The organism is Terriglobia bacterium (assembly GCA_020072815.1).
Classification (GTDB): domain Bacteria; phylum Acidobacteriota; class Terriglobia; order Terriglobales; family Acidobacteriaceae; genus Angelobacter.
The window spans coordinates 661,145-679,403 of the sequence record JAIQGE010000001.1 but is presented as its reverse complement, the minus strand read 5'-3'; the positions used below and the strand labels follow the sequence as shown (position 1 = coordinate 679,403).

The following is an 18,259-nucleotide window of genomic DNA, read 5'->3' as shown; positions in this document are numbered from 1 at the left end:
TTGCGTTTGCGGGATAGAAAGAAGCAGGGCCGCCCGAAGGCGGCCCTGGCATTGCCTGAGAATTGCAGGCAGTTAGTTGATGGTCAGCCCAACAGTCGTGGTGTGGTTCAACGCGCCGCTCACGCCGCGAACGGTGAGCGTTGAAGTCCCCCGGCTGGCGTTACGGCTGACGGTGATCCTCATGGTTGAGGTTCCCGCGCCGGTAATGCTGGTTGGGGTGAACGTCGCCGTTACGCGGCTTGGCAGTCCGGTTACGCTCAGGGTAACGGTCCCAGTGAAACCATTCACCGCGGTAATGGTGACTGTGTAATTCCCGCTGGTATTGCGGGTAATGGTTTGGCTCGCCGGAGTCGCGGAGATGGTGAAATCAGGCACTGGCGCCGGATTCACCACCAACGTGACAGTTGTGGAGTGCACCAGCGTGCCCGCGGTCCCGGTGATGGTGAGCGTGTAGGTGCCCGCCGGGGTTGAGGTGCTGGTGGTTACCGTCATGGTGGAGTTGCCGGAGCTGGTCACTGATGCAGGGTTGAAGCTGGCGGTTGCGCCCGTGGGCAGCCCGCTGGCGCTGAACGTGACAGTCCCGTTGAACCCGCCGGACGGCGTTACCGTGGCGGTGTAGCTGGTGTTGGCGCCCGCAGTCACCGTCTGCGAACTCGGCGATGCAGTCACGGCAAAGTCACCCACGATGGGCACTGTGACAACCAGAGTCGCGGTAGCGGTATGAGTCAGCGTGCCGCTGGTTCCCGTAATGGTCAGCGTGTAGGTGCCGGCCGGGGTGGTGGCCGCGGTGGTTACCGCGAGGGCGGAATCACCAGAAGTGAGCGAGGACGGCGTGAAAGTAGCGGTGGCGTCGGTAGGCAGTCCTGCAATGGTCAAAGCCACGGTGCCGGTGAATCCGTTCTGCGGAGTCACGGTTTCCGTGTAGTTCGCGGTTGAGCCCTGTGTCACCGAAACCGATGCCGGGGCCGAGGTCAGGGTGAAGTCCGGAGTTCCGCAGCCTGCGAATTTGAAATTCGCGATGCGCGTGCTCCAGTTGAAGGTCCCGTTGGCTTTCTCAAACTCGTTCACGTACCACATGGTGCAGTCATCCACGGGGTCCACGCTGATGCTGCTGTAATCTCCCCAGCGGCTGAGGCCAGTGGTCTGGGAACCGGTGCCGTTGAGAATCGTCTGCTCGGCGCCCATGCTGCCCAGCGGGTCACCGGGTGAGCGAGCGGTGAAGCGGATGCCCGGGTTGATGGTGCTGCTGGAAGCGCTGTAGCCCACGGCGATGTTGCCGGCGCTGTCCATGGCGGCGCTGCTCATCCAGCGGAAGGTGGCGTCGGGCGCGAAGGTGCCCTGCTGGAAGACCGTCGGTGTGAGCGGGGTCCGGATTTCGTACCAGCGAACGGCTGCGCTGGTGCCGCTGGTAATCGAGTGACTGGCAACGATTGCTTCGTGGTCGCCGAAGTTGCGATAGGCCAGCCGGTACATCAGGCGGTCAGCCAGCGAATCCAGCTTCTGGGTGGTGCCCAACTGCGGGATGCAAGTGCCGCCGCCGCTGCAAGCAGCCGTGAAGGCGGCCACGGGAATATTGATGGGGCCGGTCAGAGTAGCGGTGCCGGCGGTGAAATTAATGTTGGACATCTGGAACATGGTGAGCTGATTTGTTCCAAACTCCATGAAGTAGGCGGGCGAACCTGCGGGAGGGGGCGTATTGCCGTCAATATCGGCCGGCAGCTCTCCGCCAAACGCGTTGCTGAGCTGGAAGCAGATCTGGGTGGCCGGTTGTCCGGCGAGCATGGACGTGCGGTCAAAGGCGCATAGCTTGGAACCGGCAAAGGTCGAGCCGTTGTTAAAGATGTTGTAAGTAATCAGGTAGGCGTTGTTCCAGACACCCAGCTTGGGGTAATCGTTGAACTGAACGGTGCCGTAATTGAAGGCGTAAAGGTTGTAGGCGCCGGTGGCGTCGGCGGTCTGCGACACGGCCACGCACTGCCAGAAGCCTTGCGTGCTGCCGCTGGTGACGGAGAACTGGGTTAGCACCCAGCGGTGCGCCGCTTTGTCGTACTGGGCGATGGGGTCGCCGTCATTGTGCACAGCACATGGATGGGTTGCGCCCAGGGCCTGGAACAGCGTGTTGCCGGCGGTGGGCCCGGCCAGCAGCGTGCCTGCTTTGGAAAACACGGCGAACGATTCGTTGACCCATTCCACAAATTGCGTATCGCCCACAGCGCCGTTGGTGTCAGGCGGCGCTGCATTGGGAGTGAAGCCATAGTCTCCCTGGCCAACTCCGGGAAAACTGGTGATGTTGCCCACGGTGGGAGCGGCCAAAGACAAGGTTTGCAGCGCGGTGTCCGGCCCGGCGGTTGTGGCGGCGCCTCGATTCAGCATGCGAATCGGTTTATCGCGGTGGCCTTCCTGTTCGGGAATGACGATCTTCATGTCCCGCAACGGTATGGTCTTGGCGTGGTCACTCTTGGACCACTCGGCGCGATGTTCAGCAAAAAGGTTTAAGGAGCCGGCCAGCAACAGCAGCAGGCAGGAAAGCCGTATCACCCACGGGGAGCCCTTCATGTGCACACCCTTTTCTCTTGGAAACACCAAGCTGTCTGATTTTTTCGTCCGGAAGAGTGAAGCAGGGGGGATTCGCTGATCACGTACGTCCTAGGGAAGGTAGTACTTATTGGGGCGCTTGTAAAGGAGAACCGACGGTCCATTTTGGGACAATGCTGGCTTACTGCGAATCGCCCTCGACAAGACATGCTTGATCTCGACAGCCCCGTGAAACGCGGTGAGGCGAGACGTAGCAATGCTACTTCTCTACGCTGAAATCCTGTTGACCCGCGCGGGCCAATCAACGTCAGGAAGAAACCCGCTGCGACACGGAAAGAGCGACCGGGAGTGAAACCTGGTAGCTGGCTTGGTGGCTCTCTATCTCGCTTTAAATCCAATGACTTAGCCAGGGAAGTGCGGCTCCATTTAATGCGCCAGAGAGCCGCTGAACCGCCGTTTCCAGCCGTTCAGAGAATCCTTCTTATTAATAGAGCGGCTGGCCAATAAGATAGTCAGGATTTATTATCCCGTTTTGTTTCCACTTGATAGCTGCACAGACGCGCCGCTGAATCCAGGGCGCGATGGAGAAAACTTACCACCATGCACAAACCCGTCAAATATGCTGAGAAGGTATTGACAGTCGCGGCCAAGGGCGTGTGGGCCGTGTTCGAGCGCGCCAATCGGATCAAGCCGGCCCCGGCGTTTACGCCGAACTGGTCAGACAAGCCGATGTTGAAGTCGTGGGAGAAGAGCAAGCCTCCGCTAGGCTGGCCGCGCTCCACGGATTCGCTGTGCCCGAAGTGCGTACCGGAAATCCGCCAGCAGATTGTGGACGGCAAGCTGCCGCATGAAATCCTGCTCAACGAGAAGGTCGGCGAGATCAAAGCCACCATCATTGAGCGCGACGGCCAGATCCTGATGGTGAAGGACTGCCCGCTGCACGGCCACTTTGAAGACGTGATGGCCATTGACACCGAATTCTTCAAGCATCTCGAAGACGTTTTCCCCGGCCGCGACATCGCCGCGCACAATGACGAGAAGCTGCACCATCACGGCACCAGCACGGTGAAGCACGGCCGCGGTTCAGTGCTGACGATTGACCTGACCAACCGCTGCAACATGATGTGCGACCCCTGCTTCATGGACGCGAACCAAGTCGGCTTTGTGCATGAGCTGACCTGGGACGAAATCAAGACCATGCTGGACAACGCCATCTCCATCAAGCCCCGGCGCCAGATGTCGGTACAGTTCTCCGGCGGTGAACCCACGCTTTCGCCGTACTTCCTGGACGCGGTGCGCTACGCCCGCCAGGTTGGCTACAACTCCGTGCAGGCGGCCACCAACGGAATTGAATTTGCAAAATCGCCGGAATTTGCGCGCCAGGCGGCGGAAGCCGGCCTGCGCTATGCCTACCTGCAGTTTGACGGCATCGGCAACGCGGCCAATTCGCATCGCCAGGTGGGCAACCTGTTTGACGTGAAGCTGCGCGCCATCCACAATCTGCACGAAAACGGCGTGGACATTGTGCCCGTCACCACCATCATCAACGGCATCAACAACGAGCAGGTGGGGCGGATTATCCAGTTTGCTCTGGACAATCCCAAGACCATCAGCTTCCTCAGCTTCCAGCCGGTCTCCTTTACCGGCCGCGACGAAGAGATCACCGACGACCGCCGCCAGGCGCAGCGTTACACGCTGAGCCATCTGGCGCACGACGTGAAAAACCAGACCGGCCTGGGCGTGCCGGCGCGCGACTGGTTCCCGATCTCATTCATGTCCACGTTCTCTGACTGGGCTGACCTGATCCATGGTCCCACGTCAGACTGGGGACAACTGAGCTGCGGCTGCCACCCGAACTGCGGCGTAGGCATGGCGGTGATGATTGACAAGGAAACCAAAGAAGCCGTGCCGGTCACGGCGTTCCTGAATGGCGACCGCATCGCCAAAGACGTTGCCAAAGTCACGGACGCAGGGCGCGGAAGGTTCCTGTCCGTCGTCGGCATGGCGCTGGCGCTGGCGCGCAATTACGATCCGTTCCAGGCGCCCAAGCACTTCAAGCTGATTGACCTGCTGCGCAAGTTCGACAAAACGTTTGGCGCCACCAAGAAAGCCGACGAGAAATACGGCAAAGTAGACGGCGACCGCACCATTGAAGACATCAAGAAGCGCCGCCAGGACCGCTGGAACTTCCTGTTCATCGCGGGCATGTGGTTCCAGGACCTTTACAACTACGACTTCCGCCGCACCGAGCAGTGCATCATCCCGTACGCCACGCAGGAAGGCGAGATCAGCTTCTGCGCTTACAACACGGGCGTGGGCTGGCGCAACATCATCGAGAAGATGCACATGACGTCCACGCTGACCAAGTGGTATGACGAGCACGGGCGGCATGAAATCTTTGCCGGCGGCAAGGCCGTGGGCCTGGCTGAAGGGTCGCACAAACTCCGCTTGAATGAAGATCACGTGCATGCCGGACGCAACACCACGCTGGACGAACTGGGCATCGCCAAGACCGCCCGCGAAGAAAAGCTCCGCGCGCGCGACGAAAAGATCAAGAAATCCGCCGATGATGCCCGCATGGAAGCGCTCTATCGCGAGCACATTCTCAAAGAGCCCAAGCCGCAAGGCGGGTTCGTTCCGCTGGGCGCCATCACTTCGAACGGAAACGGCGCGAAGGCGGAAGCCGCCAAGAAGAAGGAAGAAGTGTTCGGCGACTAACTTTTAGACTTACCGCAAAGGACGCGAAGGGCGCAAAGGAGAAGAAAGTTTCTCAATCCTTTGCGCCTTTTACTTTTTGAGTCCAAGGCTTCACAATTGATGGTTGTTCAGGAGGATTTTGCATGACGTTGCGCCGGAGAATCCAGCCAGTCACCGAACCGACGTTGCGTCCTTGGCGTCCTTTGCGGTTGACCATGATTCTTCTGGCGGTCGCCATTGCTGGCTGCGGCGGGCCGCCCAAGCATCCCACCTGGACGAACGCCACCGGCGCCGAGCAATACGAGCGGCTGATGTGGAAGAGCATCCGCGATGCGGACTGGAAAAACGTGGAATACCACCTGGCGCCCACGTTTATCGGTGTGGACGAACGCGGGCAGGCCTTCAACCGTGAGAGCTGGGTGCAGCACTGGATAACGAACCAGATAAGAGAATTCTCATTGGCTGAGGTGTCGGTGCAGCCCGAAGGGGCGGACATGGTAGTTACTTACGTTTTGCAGTTGAGCTACGCCTCCTCCACTACCAGCCTCTCCGCCGACAAAGGCCTGCGCGTGGTCTCGGTATGGCAGCAAGTCAAGAAGGGCTGGATACTTACAGCCACCACGATCACGCCCGTGGCTTGAGGCCACGCGATCGTTCAAGCGTGTTTATTACTTTTGGCGTCCCACTTCGGAACTAAAGTCATCTTGGTCAATCTGGTTCTCCGCTTCTACGATTGGGAATCGTCTATCTGGCTCGCTTACCCCTGGCTGTTTCACTGATCGCATGTGCCGGAAGGCCAATCGCCCACGGCGCCATCGGGCATAACGTTTTGGTCGAGCTGGGCGCGAGATGGGCGATAGACAAGTTACGGGGTGTACCAAGATGGGGTGTCGGAATATCAAGCCAAGTAAGTCAGGCTTCTCTCTGGTGGAATTGTTGTTGGTTGTGACGATCATCATCATCATCGCCGCCATTGCCATACCAGCAATTCAGCGGATCAATACAACCTACAAACTGGACGCCTCAGCGCGTTCGGCCGCGAGCTTGATACAGCAAGCCAGGCTCCAGGCGGTGAAGAGCAACCAGCCTGTCTACGCACAGTACAACACCACGAGCACGCCCAACATGGTGTTCGCGAATACAGATCCATCCGTCACGACCTACGTGGCGGGAAACGGGGACGTAGCGCTGAGTTCGACCGTCTCCTTCCAGACCACCGGGCTGCCCGACCATGCCCAGCTGGACGCTTATATGGGCGTGTCAGGATCGCCGGGAAGCCCCAAGCTGCAAACCGGGACGGTGATCGGCTTTAACGCCAGAGGATTGCCGTGCGTGGAGGGCGCCTCAGGCCCCGCCGTTTGCCTGCAACAGGACGCCACCGGAGCCACCCCGGTTTTTGCCTGGTTCATCAGCGATGGCCGCGGTTCCTGGTCGGCCGTTACGGTAACGCCGGCGGGGAGAGTCAAGAGTTGGCATTTGACGAGCCTGGACGCAACATCCAAGGCCTGCGGTTACACGGCTTGCTGGCAGTAAAGAGGTAGATGTGAATACGAGAATACGAAATCGAAAAGGCGCCCGGGGATTCAGCCTGGTGGAATTGACGGTAGCCATGATGGTCCTCGTGGTTGGAGTGCTGGGCGGGATGGTCATGGTCATTATGGGAATGACCAGGAACAACAGCAACCGCGTGGACACTACCGCCACCAACATTGCGCAATCGGTCATAGAAGAAGTCGCCGGAGCGCCTACCAACACCAATCCGGTCCTGGTGGTCACCGACTGCGTCCAGACCAACCCGGCAACCAGTACGCTGAAAATCAATACGGCGCCGGGCGGAGCGACCTTAAAGAGCAACGGGGACGTGGATTTCAGCGCGAATACCGCGGCCTCACTCAACGCTGCGAACTACCAGATGAACTACACGGTGTGTGGAAACAACGGGCTGATCACGGTGTATGACGTGCGCTGGAGCGTCAAAGCCGTGGGCGCCGGGGGATGGGGGAAGCTGGTCACGGTTTCAGCCCGCCAGCCGTTTGTGGCAACCAACACGGGAATCATCTTTATTCCGCCGGTAACGCTGCGGACTGTAGTGAGCATGTGAGGGCCGCATGAGGACCAAATCAACACCCAGGCAGGCCGGTTTCTCGCTGATCGAACTTATGATTGTCGCTCTGCTGCTTTCGATCGTGGTGGGAGCAATCTTCAGCCAGATTGAAAGGGCCCAGGTCCGTTACCGCGTGGAGTCGCAGAAACTGGACCTGACCCAGCAAGAACGCGATTTCATTGACCAGTTCGCACGCGACCTGCATCAGGAAGGCTATCCTTCTCCCCGGTTGTTCGCCAACCGGTATGACCTCAGCTCCAGCCTCACGGCGGTGGGGATATGGTACATCTCACAAACCGACCTGGCGATGGAAGGCGACGTGGACAACGACGGCGTGGTGGAGGTCATCCGCTACCACTATGACGACGGCAGCACCTGGGCGGGAAAGGGCGCGAATCCCTGTCCGTGCCTGCGGCGGAGTTCCACTCCTAAAGCCGACGGCGCCTGGCCGTGGGCCCAGCCGGCTCCGGTGTACTACACGCAAGTGCAGAACGTGATCCCCATTGCGGGCCAGCCCTTTTTCCAGGCGTACGCGGCGGATGGCAGCGTGATTGACACCACTGTTCCCCTGGTACTGTCATCGGCAGCCCAGACCGATCCAACCTTTCAGCAGCTGCTCAATATCAAGGCAGTGCGCATCACATTCACCACCCAGGGCGCCTCCAACGACACGGACTTGCACAAGTCCATCCAGGTGACCATGACCGGCATGGCCCGTTTACCGAACAATTAGTAGAAGGAGCAAGGGATGAAGTTGATCAATGCAATCCGGGCGAGGAAAGAACGGGGCATGGCCCTGATGGTGGCGTTGCTGGCGCTGGTGCTGCTGGCGGCCATTGGCACCGGGCTGATGTTCATGGCGGACACCGAGAACAGCATCAACAACAATTATCGTGATTCGCAGAGGGCCTACTTTGCCGCGCGCGCCGGGGGCGAGAACGTACGCGTGCTCCTGGCCCCCACCGGCGTGCTGAATGCCAGCGCCAGCGCCTTGACCATGCCGTTAGCGGGCGCGAATACTGGCGTGATCTACGTCAAGAACCCGACGTCCGGCGAGGCCATTGATCCCACCACCGCAACCGGGGCCACGCTCGACAGCAATCCTTACCTGGATACGGAGTTGTGCCAGGAACAGTTCACAGGGTTTCCGGGGCTGACTCCCACCACCGGTCCATGCTCGGGCTCCATGCTGATGGGTTCGCCGGTTTACTACACCGCGCCTACATTGACGACGGCGAGCATCCCCGGCATCAACGGGGCGGACGCGCTGGCCTTCAAATGGGTAAGGATCACCAACAAGCAGAACTTTATGGGGATGCTGAATCGTACGGTGGACGGAACAGCGTCGAGCGGGCTGCAGGTCTGCTGGGATGGGACCAAGGAAGTGGCGATCCCCGTTGGTCAGACGTGTACCGGACAGACGCCCTCGGCCAATCCAGTATGGTTGCTGACATCGCTGGCAGTGACTCCTAAGTTCGGCCAGAATTCCGGCGCCAGACGCATGGTGCAAATGGAAGTCGCCTTAACGCCAGCCTTGGTACCGCCAGCCCCAATTTCCACGCAAGCCCCGGTGAACCTGCAAGGCAGCTTCGTCATCAATGCGTACGATAATTGCACCTGCACCTGCACCACGGCGAAAATTGGCGGGAAAAACGTGACGGCTTGCGGTGGCGCCGGTTGCTATGACCAGGCCCACGCGGTCTATACGCAAAACACAGTTTCCGTCACCGGCGGCGCCGGCAACACCATCACCAGTTACGGGACAGACCCGACCGGGGCTGCGTCCATGCAGAACGTAAACCCCTGGCCGTACAACATTGACGATCTCATCAATACGTACAAGGCTTCAGCCCAGTCTCCAGGGTACAGTTGCAGCGGCACCGCAAATTTCTTTGCCACGCCGCCGACGTATCTGAATTGCGGGACGCAAACCAACCAGACGTTTGGGACCTATCCCACCGGGCTGCCGGCCGAGCCCGGCACCGTAGACGCCGTGACGGAATACATTGGAGGCAGCGTCAAGCTGACCGCAGCCGCCAGCGGCTCCGGCATCCTCATTGTGGATGGCGACTTGGAGGTCAACGGCGGCCTGAACTGGTACGGCCTGATTCTGGTGCGGGGCAAAGTTTCCTTTACCGGCGGCGCCGGCCAGAACGTCAACCTCTATGGATCGATTCTCGCGGGCCAAGATGTCAACGCGACCGACGTCGCGCTTACCGACACGTTTGGCGGCAGCATCAACTTCCATTATGACGTTTGCGCCTTGAAGAAAGTCAACGGGAGCCGTCCACCCAGGCTTCTGGCCACGCACGAGTTGATGTTTTGAGGACACGACGTATGACGAAAACTTTCTGGACGCTGGCGGGATTCCTGCTGATAGCCTGCAGCGCGGGGATGGCGCAGTCTGACCAGCCGTCAATGGCTGAGATAGCGAAGCAGAACAGGGCGAGCAAGAAGACGGCGAAAGTCCTGACCGAAGACGATATTCCCCAGGCCCGTCCAGCGGCTGCCTCTCCCGCTGGCGCTAGTGCGAAAGACGGCGCCGCGAGCGCAGCATCGCCCGCCAAGACCAGCGCCGGCGAAGCTGGTAAAGCAGCGCCTGCAAGCAAGAGCGCGGCGTCCGTCAGCGAATTGAAAGACGCCTTGCATGCCAGCATTGTCCAGCGAGACGGCTGGCAGCATTCCGCCCAACGTTATGAAGAACTGCTGGCCAAGGAAACAGATGCCTTCCGCCGCCAGATGTACCAGGACGCGCTGGATGGCGACCGCAGAAACGCGGCCCTGTACCAAAAGAAAATTGACCAACTGCAGGCTGATTTAGCGGCGGCACAGAAAGCCGCGCCGCAAAGCATTGAAGGCCCCGCCGGCGCGAGCGGGGCATCCGGGAGTTCGCCCAGCGCAAACGCGGCGTCCGGCGGATCGTCCGACCGGTAAACCCGGAGGCCGTAGCGGGCCGCTGAACGGCCAATGCACCAAACCAGGGCCGGCACTAGACCTACGGCGACTGCCGCTAGGCACCTTTGGCACCTGACGCGGCTGCACCGGAAACGCTACAATTTTCACGATCAAGAAAAGTTCTGTCTCTCCTGCTGGGGTAGGCGTCCTCTGATGAAGGCGTTCGGTTTGCGCAAATCGTGCGACAGACGCAGCGGACCGCAAATGAAGCGTGCATGGAGTTCCAGTCGGCCTTTCGTCCGCGAAGGATGGAAGACCCTTCCCCGGCGCTCCTGTCACACATGACGCAGAACCCGGGCGGGTGATTGCCCTCGTCTCAACTCGGCTGGCCGGACGAACACGAATACCAGCGCTCGTGTTGAGCCAAACCTTCAACAAGAAAAAACAGGTAGTTGTACACATGGCGTTCGCAGGTCGCCCGTGGGAGCAACCCACACCGCGTACCGACAATCAATGGACGGGTGCTCGTTTGCAAGACGTTCCGTCACGGTATTCGCAGATCTGCCGGCAAGCCGGCGAGGCAAATCAAAGAATTGCCCGCTGCAAGGCCAGACAACTTTAACCCTGCCCTGTGTCAGTTGGAAAAGAGTGAGATTCAGGGTGAAGAGCTTCAGGCCCAGCATGCCCCGCCTGTTCGTTGGGCGATGCTGCCGCCCCCAGAGATGCCCGACTGCACAGCTGGCTGCAAAGCCGGCTTGATTGCCAGTTGGAATCTTTTGTTGAAACAAAGACCAGCCGTTTCGCGGCTGGTTTTTTTGTGGCTAAAACCAAAAAGAAAAACCTCACCGCTGATAACGCTGATGACACTGATAGAAAGGAACGGGAAACACCACGGCGTGAAGCAGGCCTCTTAATTCTGTCGCCGAGAGATGAAAATGGGGGTCGGTGGCTTAACGCCGTATAGCGCGGCGAAGCTGCCCTGGTTCACGGCCAAGGCCAGATGTCCGCGCGAGTCAATATAAAGAAGAGGCTGGTTCAGGGGGACGTCACTGAACGTCCGTGCCAGGGCCAGTTTTATTTCTTTATCGCCCAGGTGGACCGTGATTTGCTGACCCAGTTGGTAACCCAGCTGATTGAATTGCTCCGCGTCAATGTTGGTTACCAGATTGCCGTACGGTCCGTCGGTGGCGATGACTTCGCCGGTGAGTCCGCGGTCGTCAAGCGTGGCGGCTCTTACGTCAAGGCGAACCAGGCTTGCGACGGGGACCTCAGGGCCCACGGCGGCCCAGTTGTCGCCGCGAGCAAGATGCGCGGCCACGGGAGAAAAAATATCGCGGCCGTGAAAGGTGGAAGACAGTTTGCCGCCGGTCGTCTTTACGCCAACCATCCATGGGGTGTTGGTGATCTCCCGAGCGGCGGTGATGCCGTCGCGCTGTTCGATGAAAGTGAGCAGGCCGTTATCCGGCAGGACAAAGTATTGCCCGCGTTTTGACCGGGCGACGATCGCTTTGCGGGTACTGCCCACGCCAGGATCAATCACCGCGACGAACACAGTCCCCGCAGGATAGTAAGGCGTGGCGCCGAAGAGAAAGCGCGCGCCATCGAGAATCGAGAACGGCGTGACGTCATGCGTGAGGTCCACGATGCGGACGGAAGGCATGATGGAGTACGTCACCCCGCGGCATATGGCCACGGAATCGTCGGCGAGGCCAAAATCGGTCATGAAGACAATGGTGGGAGGATAAGCGGGGGCAGGACGAAATGTCTTTCTTGGGCCGGCCGCTGGCTGAGCATGCGCAGGCAGCACGGTGAGAAAGAGAGCAAATGACAGGGTGAAGCAGAATGCTCGGGCAACGCGCATCGGACTCATAGAGGAAGTTCATTCTAGACCAATTCGAGATTAGCGTGCCGGCATTTGGCCTCAGCGGATGACGCCGGCAATTCTACAGGCAGAACACGCAGGCATGAATGCCTGCGCCAATCCTCTTTTGTAGGCCTTGCGATGGAGACGCAGCGATCCTGGAATTGCCATGACTCGGGCAGGCGTACGCTACAATCAGCAGCGGCCATGGCCTCTGCAATTACATTCTCTCCGCAAAAAATCCGTCAGTTCAGGCGGCGGCTGCTGGGCTGGTTCAAGAGAGAACAGCGCAAGCTTCCCTGGCGCGGAGAAGGCGATCCCTACCGCATTCTGGTGTCAGAGATCATGTTGCAGCAGACGCGCGTGGCCGTTGTCGAAGAGCGGTACAAGAAGTTCGTCGCACAATTTCCCAGCGCAAAGCGCCTGGCGGCAGCTCGTGAACAGACGGTGCTGGCCGCATGGAGCGGTCTGGGTTATTACCGCCGGGCGCGGGCTTTGCATGCGGCGGCGAAGCAAATCGCTGGGCATGCCGCTGCCAAACAGATCGCCGGAAACGGCGGGTTCCCGCGCACAGCGGAAGCTTTGATCGCGTTGCCGGGCGTAGGACGATACACGGCCGCGGCGGTGGCCAGCATCGCTTTTGGCGAGCCGGCGGCCGTTGTAGATGGCAACGTCAAGCGCGTTCTGAGCCGGCTGTTTGGCATGGACATGGCAGACGACCAATGCTGGACGACGGCGAATGAACTTCTTGACCCCAGGAATCCTGGCGATTTCAACCAGGCGATGATGGAACTGGGCGCGCTGGCGTGTCTGCCGGGCAAGCCGCTGTGCGAGCGGTGTCCGGTGGCAGCGATGTGCGCGGAGCGCGGGGCGGGGACGCGCACCAGGCAAGCGCCACGCAAGAAAGCAGAGCTACGCTACCTGCTGGCGATCAAGCATGGGCGAGTGCTGCTGCGGCAGCGTCCGCAGAGCAGTTCGCTGATGCCGGGCATGTGGGAATTGCCGGAGAGCGCAGATGTGCCTGCCGGGCAGAAGCCGTTGATCACGACCAAGCATTCGATTACCACCACGGACTACCGGGTCCTGGTCTTCGCGTCCGATGGCCGCGCGTGCAAAGGGAAGTGGGTGCCGTTGTCCACAGCCGGGAAGATGGCGCTCACCGGATTGACTGGCAAGATTCTCCGCCAAGCCGGTTTTGTGCGACAGTAAGAGCAGGAGCAAAAGTATGTTCACAGCATCTTCCTCTTCTTTCCTCGCTTCTCTGCACAGTTCGCGCCCTAGCAAGAACTTCATTCAAGCAACGTGCTTGCGAACGATCACGGCAGTTTTCGTGCTCCTGCCGGCTCTGGCCGGTTTCGCCCAGGCGCCATCGCCAGCCGAAGCCGGCAAAGTTTCCGCGTCAGGCGCAGCGGATTGCACGAAGAGCTCGGGGTCGCTGCCCCAGGGAGCGTCGCGCGTGTACATCGCATTGCGCAGCGGTAAAGACGGCTCCGGCGCGTCCGCGGCCGACGCCCGCGACGGCAGCACGGTGGAGAGCTTCGACACGATACTGCGCTGCTACTCTGAAGGCTGCGCCGACTCGGGGAATCCGCACAAAACTGTCGCCAAGACCGAGAACCTGATCGTTTGTCTGGGACCGGGAACGTTTCACACCAAAGGCACCTACGACTTCATGATCAACCTGCCGCACCAGCCGCAGGGCTTCACCATCGGTAAAGGATGGAAGATTCACGGCTCGGGAGTTGGCGTGACCACGGTGCAACTCGTCGCGCTTTTTGTGGCGCCCGGGCCCAAGAACCCGCAGAACATCCCTGAGGGAACAGGCGTGGGCGTGGTCTTCAGCACAAATTCCGACGAAGCTTCAGGCGTCGAGGTGTCCGATCTCACCATTGACTGCAACTATCCCGCGCTGAAAGCTGAGGCGGACCATCAGAACCTGAGCGCCATCAACCTGGAAGGCGTCCATTTGCGCTCTTTCCGCGGAGGCCACTGGATCCACGACTTACACGTTCTCAATACCGCGGGAGAACTGGGCGCGCGATGGGAGACCTTTCCGGTATGGATCGTTTCCGTGCGGCAGACCGCGCTGCCTTCTGACAACAACGGCAACGTGATTGAGCGCGTCCGCATGAGCCGCTTCACCGGCCAGTGGTGCACAGCCATTGCCGTGGGCACCGCCGTGGCGGAGGTGCGGAACAACACCGTGGAAGGCTACAAGATCGCCTACGGCGGGTGGATGCTGGGCGCCACGCTGTTCCACCACAACGTCTCCATTGACAGCGAATACGGCTTCAACATTGACAGCCTGGCCAATCAAGGAACGCGAATCCAGGCGAACCAGATCATCCATCCGCGCAACTACGGCATGGTGATCGGCGGCGGCGGTTCGTACGCGGATTTTGATGTTTCGGGAAACACCATACAGATCAACAAATCTGGCGTGATTGGCCTGCTCTTTCAAGGGAATGTTACCGGCACGGTGGTGCGCGACAACAGCATTATTGCCGAGTCGCGGGTCAAAGCCACGGCGGTCCGGAATACCGGGGCCAATGTGAACAATGTGTATGAGGCAAACCGCATCAGCAGCAGCTTGAAAGCAACGTTTCAAGGGTCATCGTCGCAGTCGCGGAGTTGCTTCTTCGGCAACGTGGACGAAACAGGGAAGGCAAGCAGGGAGTTTGCCGACAATCATCGCGGCACGTGCATGAAAGGGAAGTGAGGCGACCATTCGCTTCAAGGAGTGCGCAGGCGTTTGATAATTTCCGGCCCAAATTGCCGGAAATGCCTGGCGTTCCAGGTATAGACAACGCCAGCTTCGATCTTCAATGCGCATTGTGCTAACAGAGCATCATAGATGGTGCCACCCACAACGCCATTGTCAGTCGCGGTCTTGATAGCCTGATAGTATTCCTCGCCGGTTAGAGCGACCAAGGTGAGGCGCTCCACCACGTTGTCAAGAAACAGCATCACTTGCTCTCCGCTGAGCCGGTGTTTCCCTGGCAGGCGGGTTGCGGTAGCGTAAAGCTCAGCGAGGCTGTGTGCTCCGCAACAACCAGTTCTCTTGTCGGCTTTGAGGAAGGCTTTCAAGCTGGCGTCGTGGTGTTCATGATCTTCCAGGAAGACTGGGAGCAGGACTGATGTGTCAAAGAAAAACTTCATTCGTCTGAGTCCTGGTCTTTGCTTTTGCCCAGATTCCGGGCGTCGCGCTGCCGTCGGACCTGCTGCACAGTCTTTTCGACAACCGCGGCAGTCAGCGGCTCTCCAGCGCGGTACACCCACACGCCGTGCTTCTTGCGCAGATGTGCCTGGCCTCCGATGGGCCGCAAAATCAGTTCCTCGCCGGAGTTCTCGATTTCCAGGGCATCGCCCGGCTCCAGATGGAGCTCGTCACGCATCGGCTTGGGCAGGACGATTCGCCCGGATTTGTCCAAGGTCAACTTCATAATGGCATTATAATACGGTAAATGGCATCTGTAAATGGCATAATAGATGCAATCCAGATGCGCGCAGGGATTCGCGGCCCTAGTTAGAATGAATACCGGGAGGGTCCATGCCCGCATTGGAAGCCGGCGTCCGCGCGCCGGAGATCAATCTTTCATTTCTCGACGGCCACAAGTTCTCGTTGACGGAAGCCCTGAGAACCGGCCCCGTGGTAGTGGCGTTTTTCAAAGTTAGTTGTCCAGTGTGCCAGTTTGCGTTTCCATATCTGGAGCGCATCTTCAAGGCCTACGGCCAAAGCGGGAAATTCACCTTCGCCGGTGTATCCCAGGACAACGCCAAAGACACGCAGGCTTTCAATCGCCAATGCGGTTTGACCTTCCCTGTGCTTTTGGATGAGAAGGAAAAGAAATACCCGGTGTCGAACGCCTACGGGCTGACCAACGTGCCTACGGTGTTTATGATCTCTGCGGACGGCGAGATTGAATTTTCGTCCGTCAGCTGGTCGCGCGCGGAAATGCAACAGTTGGCCGACAAACTGGCGGAACTCAACGCGGCTTCTCCGGCACAGATATTCAGGCCGGGAGAGAAAGTTCCGGAGTTCAAACCCGGCTGAGATTCCAAGAACTAGCCCGCGGTGCGCGGGACAGAGTTAGAAACGATGAGGATTGGGTTTATTGGTCGCTTACAAATGATGCACATGGTGCCGAGCGCACGATGATTTGTGCGTCAAAAAAAAGCAACTGGGCCAAATGCCATCCGACAGCAAGATCGTGAGAACTCACTGAAGCGGCATGGTCAGGGAGAGATTCTCGGGGTCCTTCGACTGCGCGACGCCATGCTTCGCAGCGTCGCTGCGCTCAGGATGACACAGGTTGAGGTGGTGATGAATCCCGAGGAAATCGTGATAACAACATCAAGTTAGTATGGCTAAAATCGAATCGCCGTGGAATCTTGGGGGACTATGAAAAAGCTTGCTGGCATCTTGATCCTGCTCTGCGCATCGCAAGCGCTGGCGCAAAACACGCAAAAGAAACCGGCCCCTGGCGGCCTTCCCGCGTCCGCGCAACGGGCCATGAGTTCGATTGACGCAGAGAAGATCCGCGCCACGGTGAAGTATCTCTCTGACGACGCCCTGGAAGGACGCGGCACCGGACAGAAAGGCGGCGACGCCGCTGCCGACTGGATTGCCGCACAATTCAAGAGCTATGGCGTGCTGCCCGCGGGCGATAACGGAACTTATTTCCAGAGCGTGGGCTTTTACGGCGTGACCACCGACGGCAAGCAGACGCAGCTTGCCTTTGTCCCCAAGAGCGGCGAGCAGATCGCGCTGAAATTCGCCGATGACTATGTGGCCACCGACCTGACGCATTCGGAGAAATCGGAAATTGACGCGCCTATCGTCTTCGCGGGTTATGGCATCCATGCTCCGGAATATAAGTGGGACGATTACAAAGGCGTTGACTTGAAGGGCAAAGCGGTGCTCATGCTGGTGAATGAGCCGCCTTCTGACGATCCTAATTTCTTCAAAGGCCGCGCGCTGACCTATTACGGCCGCTGGACTTACAAGTATGAAGAAGCGGCGCGTCGCGGCGCAGTGGCGGTGATTCTTGTCCACAAGACAGAGATGGCCAGCTATCCCTGGGAGGTGGTGCGCAACTCCTGGGGCGGAGAAACCTCGCTTCTGCAAGACGACAAAGATCCCAAGCTGAAGTCGGCGGGATGGGTCCAGTTGGAAGTCGCGCGCAAGCTGGCGCATGCCGCGGGCCATGACCTGGAACAGATGTTCAAAGACGCGAACACCCGCGGATTCAAGCCGGTGGACCTGGGCGTGCGCTTGAAAGAGACCATCGTCAGCAAGGTGCGTCCGTTCGCTTCGCGCAACGTAGTGGGCAAGGTGGCGGGCTCTGACGCCAAGCTGGCCGGCCAGGCAGTGATGTACACCGCGCACTACGACCATCTGGGAATTCATCCTGACGAGCCGGGCGACAACATCTACAACGGCGCGGCGGACAACGCCACCGGTTGCGGCATCCTGCTGGAACTGGCGCGGGCCTTTGCCGGCGCCAAAGAGAAACCGAAGCGTTCCATTTTGTTGGCGGCGGTCACGGCGGAAGAGCAGGGCCTGCTCGGCTCGCGTTATCTGGGCCTGCATCCGCCGGCGCCGGCCAAGGACATCTCAGTCGATTTGAATTTTGACGACATCCAGCCGTTCGGCGACCCCGAGCAACTGGTGGTCTCCGGCGCAGAACGGACCACGGTGTATCCCCTGGTGCAGTCCACGGCGCAGTGGTTCGACCTGGTGATCCAGGCGGACGATCATCCCGAAGCGGGACATTATTACCGTTCCGATCACTTCAGCATGGCCCGCGTCGGCGTGCCGGCGTTCAGCGTCAATGAGGGCGCGCTGTTCAAGGGGCACGATATTACCTGGGGTGAAGAAAAAGAGAGAGACTACGTGGCCCACCGGTATCATCAGCCGTCGGATGAATATCGTCCTGAGATGGACTTCACCGCGGACGCCAAAATGGCCAAATTCGGACTCATTTTGGGCTGGCAGGTGGCCAACCAGGCGGAATTGGTGTCCTGGCAGCCGGGCGATGAATTTGAGAAGGCCCGCAAGGCCTCCCATACAGCAAAAACCGGGTTTTGATGACCTAATCTGTTGCGAAGAAGTGCCGAAGGTAACATAAGGGCCGTCCGGCTTCGGGTGTAAAATCCCATTTTCC

At 59.3% G+C, this 18,259-nt stretch carries 16 protein-coding genes; 12 read left to right on the top strand and 4 right to left on the bottom strand.

The genetic code is table 11. The features are described from left to right. Positions 1–72: 72 nt before the first annotated feature. On the bottom strand, positions 73–2,556 hold the full coding sequence (locus LAO20_02890; GenBank protein MBZ5530355.1) for a hypothetical protein: 2,484 nt from the start codon (positions 2,554–2,556) through the stop codon (positions 73–75). A gap of 579 nt (positions 2,557–3,135) precedes the next feature. Here LAO20_02890 and LAO20_02885 point away from each other — a divergent pair. From LAO20_02885 to LAO20_02850, 8 genes are all read left to right on the top strand, one after another. After that, positions 3,136–5,253, top strand: coding sequence for a radical SAM protein (locus LAO20_02885; GenBank protein MBZ5530354.1), 2,118 nt, complete (start codon positions 3,136–3,138; stop codon positions 5,251–5,253). Positions 5,254–5,375: 122 nt separating this feature from the next. Continuing rightward, positions 5,376–5,873, top strand: coding sequence for a hypothetical protein (locus tag LAO20_02880; GenBank protein MBZ5530353.1), 498 nt, complete (start codon positions 5,376–5,378; stop codon positions 5,871–5,873). 286 nt (positions 5,874–6,159) lie between these two features. Beyond that, on the top strand, positions 6,160–6,765 hold the full coding sequence (locus tag LAO20_02875) for a hypothetical protein (protein ID MBZ5530352.1): 606 nt from the start codon (positions 6,160–6,162) through the stop codon (positions 6,763–6,765). Positions 6,766–6,775: 10 nt separating this feature from the next. Then, positions 6,776–7,333 carry a prepilin-type N-terminal cleavage/methylation domain-containing protein gene (locus LAO20_02870; protein ID MBZ5530351.1) on the top strand — a complete coding sequence of 186 codons (558 nt, stop codon included), beginning with the start codon at positions 6,776–6,778 and terminating at the stop codon, positions 7,331–7,333. 7 nt (positions 7,334–7,340) lie between these two features. Next, positions 7,341–8,069, top strand: a complete 729-nt coding sequence (locus tag LAO20_02865) for a type II secretion system GspH family protein (GenBank protein MBZ5530350.1) — start codon at positions 7,341–7,343, stop codon at positions 8,067–8,069. A 15-nt stretch (positions 8,070–8,084) separates the two neighbouring features. Beyond that, positions 8,085–9,662, top strand: coding sequence for a hypothetical protein (locus LAO20_02860; protein ID MBZ5530349.1), 1,578 nt, complete (start codon positions 8,085–8,087; stop codon positions 9,660–9,662). 11 nt (positions 9,663–9,673) lie between these two features. After that, the gene (locus tag LAO20_02855) at positions 9,674–10,270 is read left to right on the top strand and encodes a hypothetical protein (protein MBZ5530348.1); all 597 of its coding nucleotides are present in this window, start codon (positions 9,674–9,676) and stop codon (positions 10,268–10,270) included. 413 nt (positions 10,271–10,683) lie between these two features. Continuing rightward, positions 10,684–11,145 (top strand): hypothetical protein, encoded by a 462-nt coding sequence (locus LAO20_02850; protein MBZ5530347.1) that lies wholly within the window; start codon positions 10,684–10,686, stop codon positions 11,143–11,145. Here LAO20_02850 and LAO20_02845 read toward each other — a convergent pair. Further along, a complete protein-coding gene (locus LAO20_02845; protein MBZ5530346.1) occupies positions 11,142–12,092 on the bottom strand; it encodes an S-adenosyl-l-methionine hydroxide adenosyltransferase family protein in 951 nt (316 codons plus the stop codon). The genes LAO20_02850 and LAO20_02845 overlap by 4 nt on opposite strands. 207 nt (positions 12,093–12,299) lie before the next feature. Here LAO20_02845 and LAO20_02840 point away from each other — a divergent pair, with 207 nt between their 5' ends. Both LAO20_02840 and LAO20_02835 read left to right on the top strand, forming a co-directional pair. Beyond that, positions 12,300–13,301 carry an A/G-specific adenine glycosylase gene (locus LAO20_02840; protein ID MBZ5530345.1) on the top strand — a complete coding sequence of 334 codons (1,002 nt, stop codon included), beginning with the start codon at positions 12,300–12,302 and terminating at the stop codon, positions 13,299–13,301. Positions 13,302–13,398: 97 nt separating this feature from the next. Continuing rightward, the gene (locus LAO20_02835) at positions 13,399–14,811 is read left to right on the top strand and encodes a hypothetical protein (GenBank protein ID MBZ5530344.1); all 1,413 of its coding nucleotides are present in this window, start codon (positions 13,399–13,401) and stop codon (positions 14,809–14,811) included. 14 nt (positions 14,812–14,825) lie between these two features. On the opposite strand, the gene LAO20_02830 is transcribed toward LAO20_02835, so the two are convergent. Continuing rightward, a complete protein-coding gene (locus tag LAO20_02830) occupies positions 14,826–15,251 on the bottom strand; it encodes a PIN domain-containing protein (protein ID MBZ5530343.1) in 426 nt (141 codons plus the stop codon). Next, positions 15,248–15,535, bottom strand: a complete 288-nt coding sequence (locus tag LAO20_02825) for an AbrB/MazE/SpoVT family DNA-binding domain-containing protein (GenBank protein MBZ5530342.1) — start codon at positions 15,533–15,535, stop codon at positions 15,248–15,250. The genes LAO20_02830 and LAO20_02825 overlap by 4 nt, the downstream gene beginning before the upstream one ends. A 107-nt stretch (positions 15,536–15,642) precedes the next feature. On the opposite strand from LAO20_02825, the gene LAO20_02820 reads away from it, so the two are divergent. Then, a complete protein-coding gene (locus LAO20_02820; GenBank protein MBZ5530341.1) occupies positions 15,643–16,146 on the top strand; it encodes a TlpA family protein disulfide reductase in 504 nt (167 codons plus the stop codon). A 348-nt stretch (positions 16,147–16,494) separates the two neighbouring features. Beyond that, positions 16,495–18,183, top strand: coding sequence for a M28 family peptidase (locus LAO20_02815; GenBank protein MBZ5530340.1), 1,689 nt, complete (start codon positions 16,495–16,497; stop codon positions 18,181–18,183). Positions 18,184–18,259: the final 76 nt, after the last annotated feature.

Excerpts from the sequence above, each read along its gene's own strand:
- LAO20_02890 (MBZ5530355.1), bottom strand. The coding sequence starts at position 2,556 with ATGAAGGGCTCCCCGTGGGTGATACGGCTTTCCTGCCTGCTGCTGTTG.
- LAO20_02885 (MBZ5530354.1), top strand. The coding sequence starts at position 3,136 with ATGCACAAACCCGTCAAATATGCTGAGAAGGTATTGACAGTCGCGGCC.
- LAO20_02880 (MBZ5530353.1), top strand. The coding sequence starts at position 5,376 with ATGACGTTGCGCCGGAGAATCCAGCCAGTCACCGAACCGACGTTGCGT.
- LAO20_02865 (MBZ5530350.1), top strand. The coding sequence starts at position 7,341 with ATGAGGACCAAATCAACACCCAGGCAGGCCGGTTTCTCGCTGATCGAA.
- LAO20_02860 (MBZ5530349.1), top strand. The coding sequence starts at position 8,085 with ATGAAGTTGATCAATGCAATCCGGGCGAGGAAAGAACGGGGCATGGCC.
- LAO20_02855 (MBZ5530348.1), top strand. The coding sequence starts at position 9,674 with ATGACGAAAACTTTCTGGACGCTGGCGGGATTCCTGCTGATAGCCTGC.
- LAO20_02845 (MBZ5530346.1), bottom strand. The coding sequence starts at position 12,092 with ATGCGCGTTGCCCGAGCATTCTGCTTCACCCTGTCATTTGCTCTCTTT.
- LAO20_02840 (MBZ5530345.1), top strand. The coding sequence starts at position 12,300 with ATGGCCTCTGCAATTACATTCTCTCCGCAAAAAATCCGTCAGTTCAGG.
- LAO20_02830 (MBZ5530343.1), bottom strand. The coding sequence starts at position 15,251 with ATGAAGTTTTTCTTTGACACATCAGTCCTGCTCCCAGTCTTCCTGGAA.
- LAO20_02825 (MBZ5530342.1), bottom strand. The coding sequence starts at position 15,535 with ATGAAGTTGACCTTGGACAAATCCGGGCGAATCGTCCTGCCCAAGCCG.
- LAO20_02820 (MBZ5530341.1), top strand. The coding sequence starts at position 15,643 with ATGCCCGCATTGGAAGCCGGCGTCCGCGCGCCGGAGATCAATCTTTCA.
- LAO20_02815 (MBZ5530340.1), top strand. The coding sequence starts at position 16,495 with ATGAAAAAGCTTGCTGGCATCTTGATCCTGCTCTGCGCATCGCAAGCG.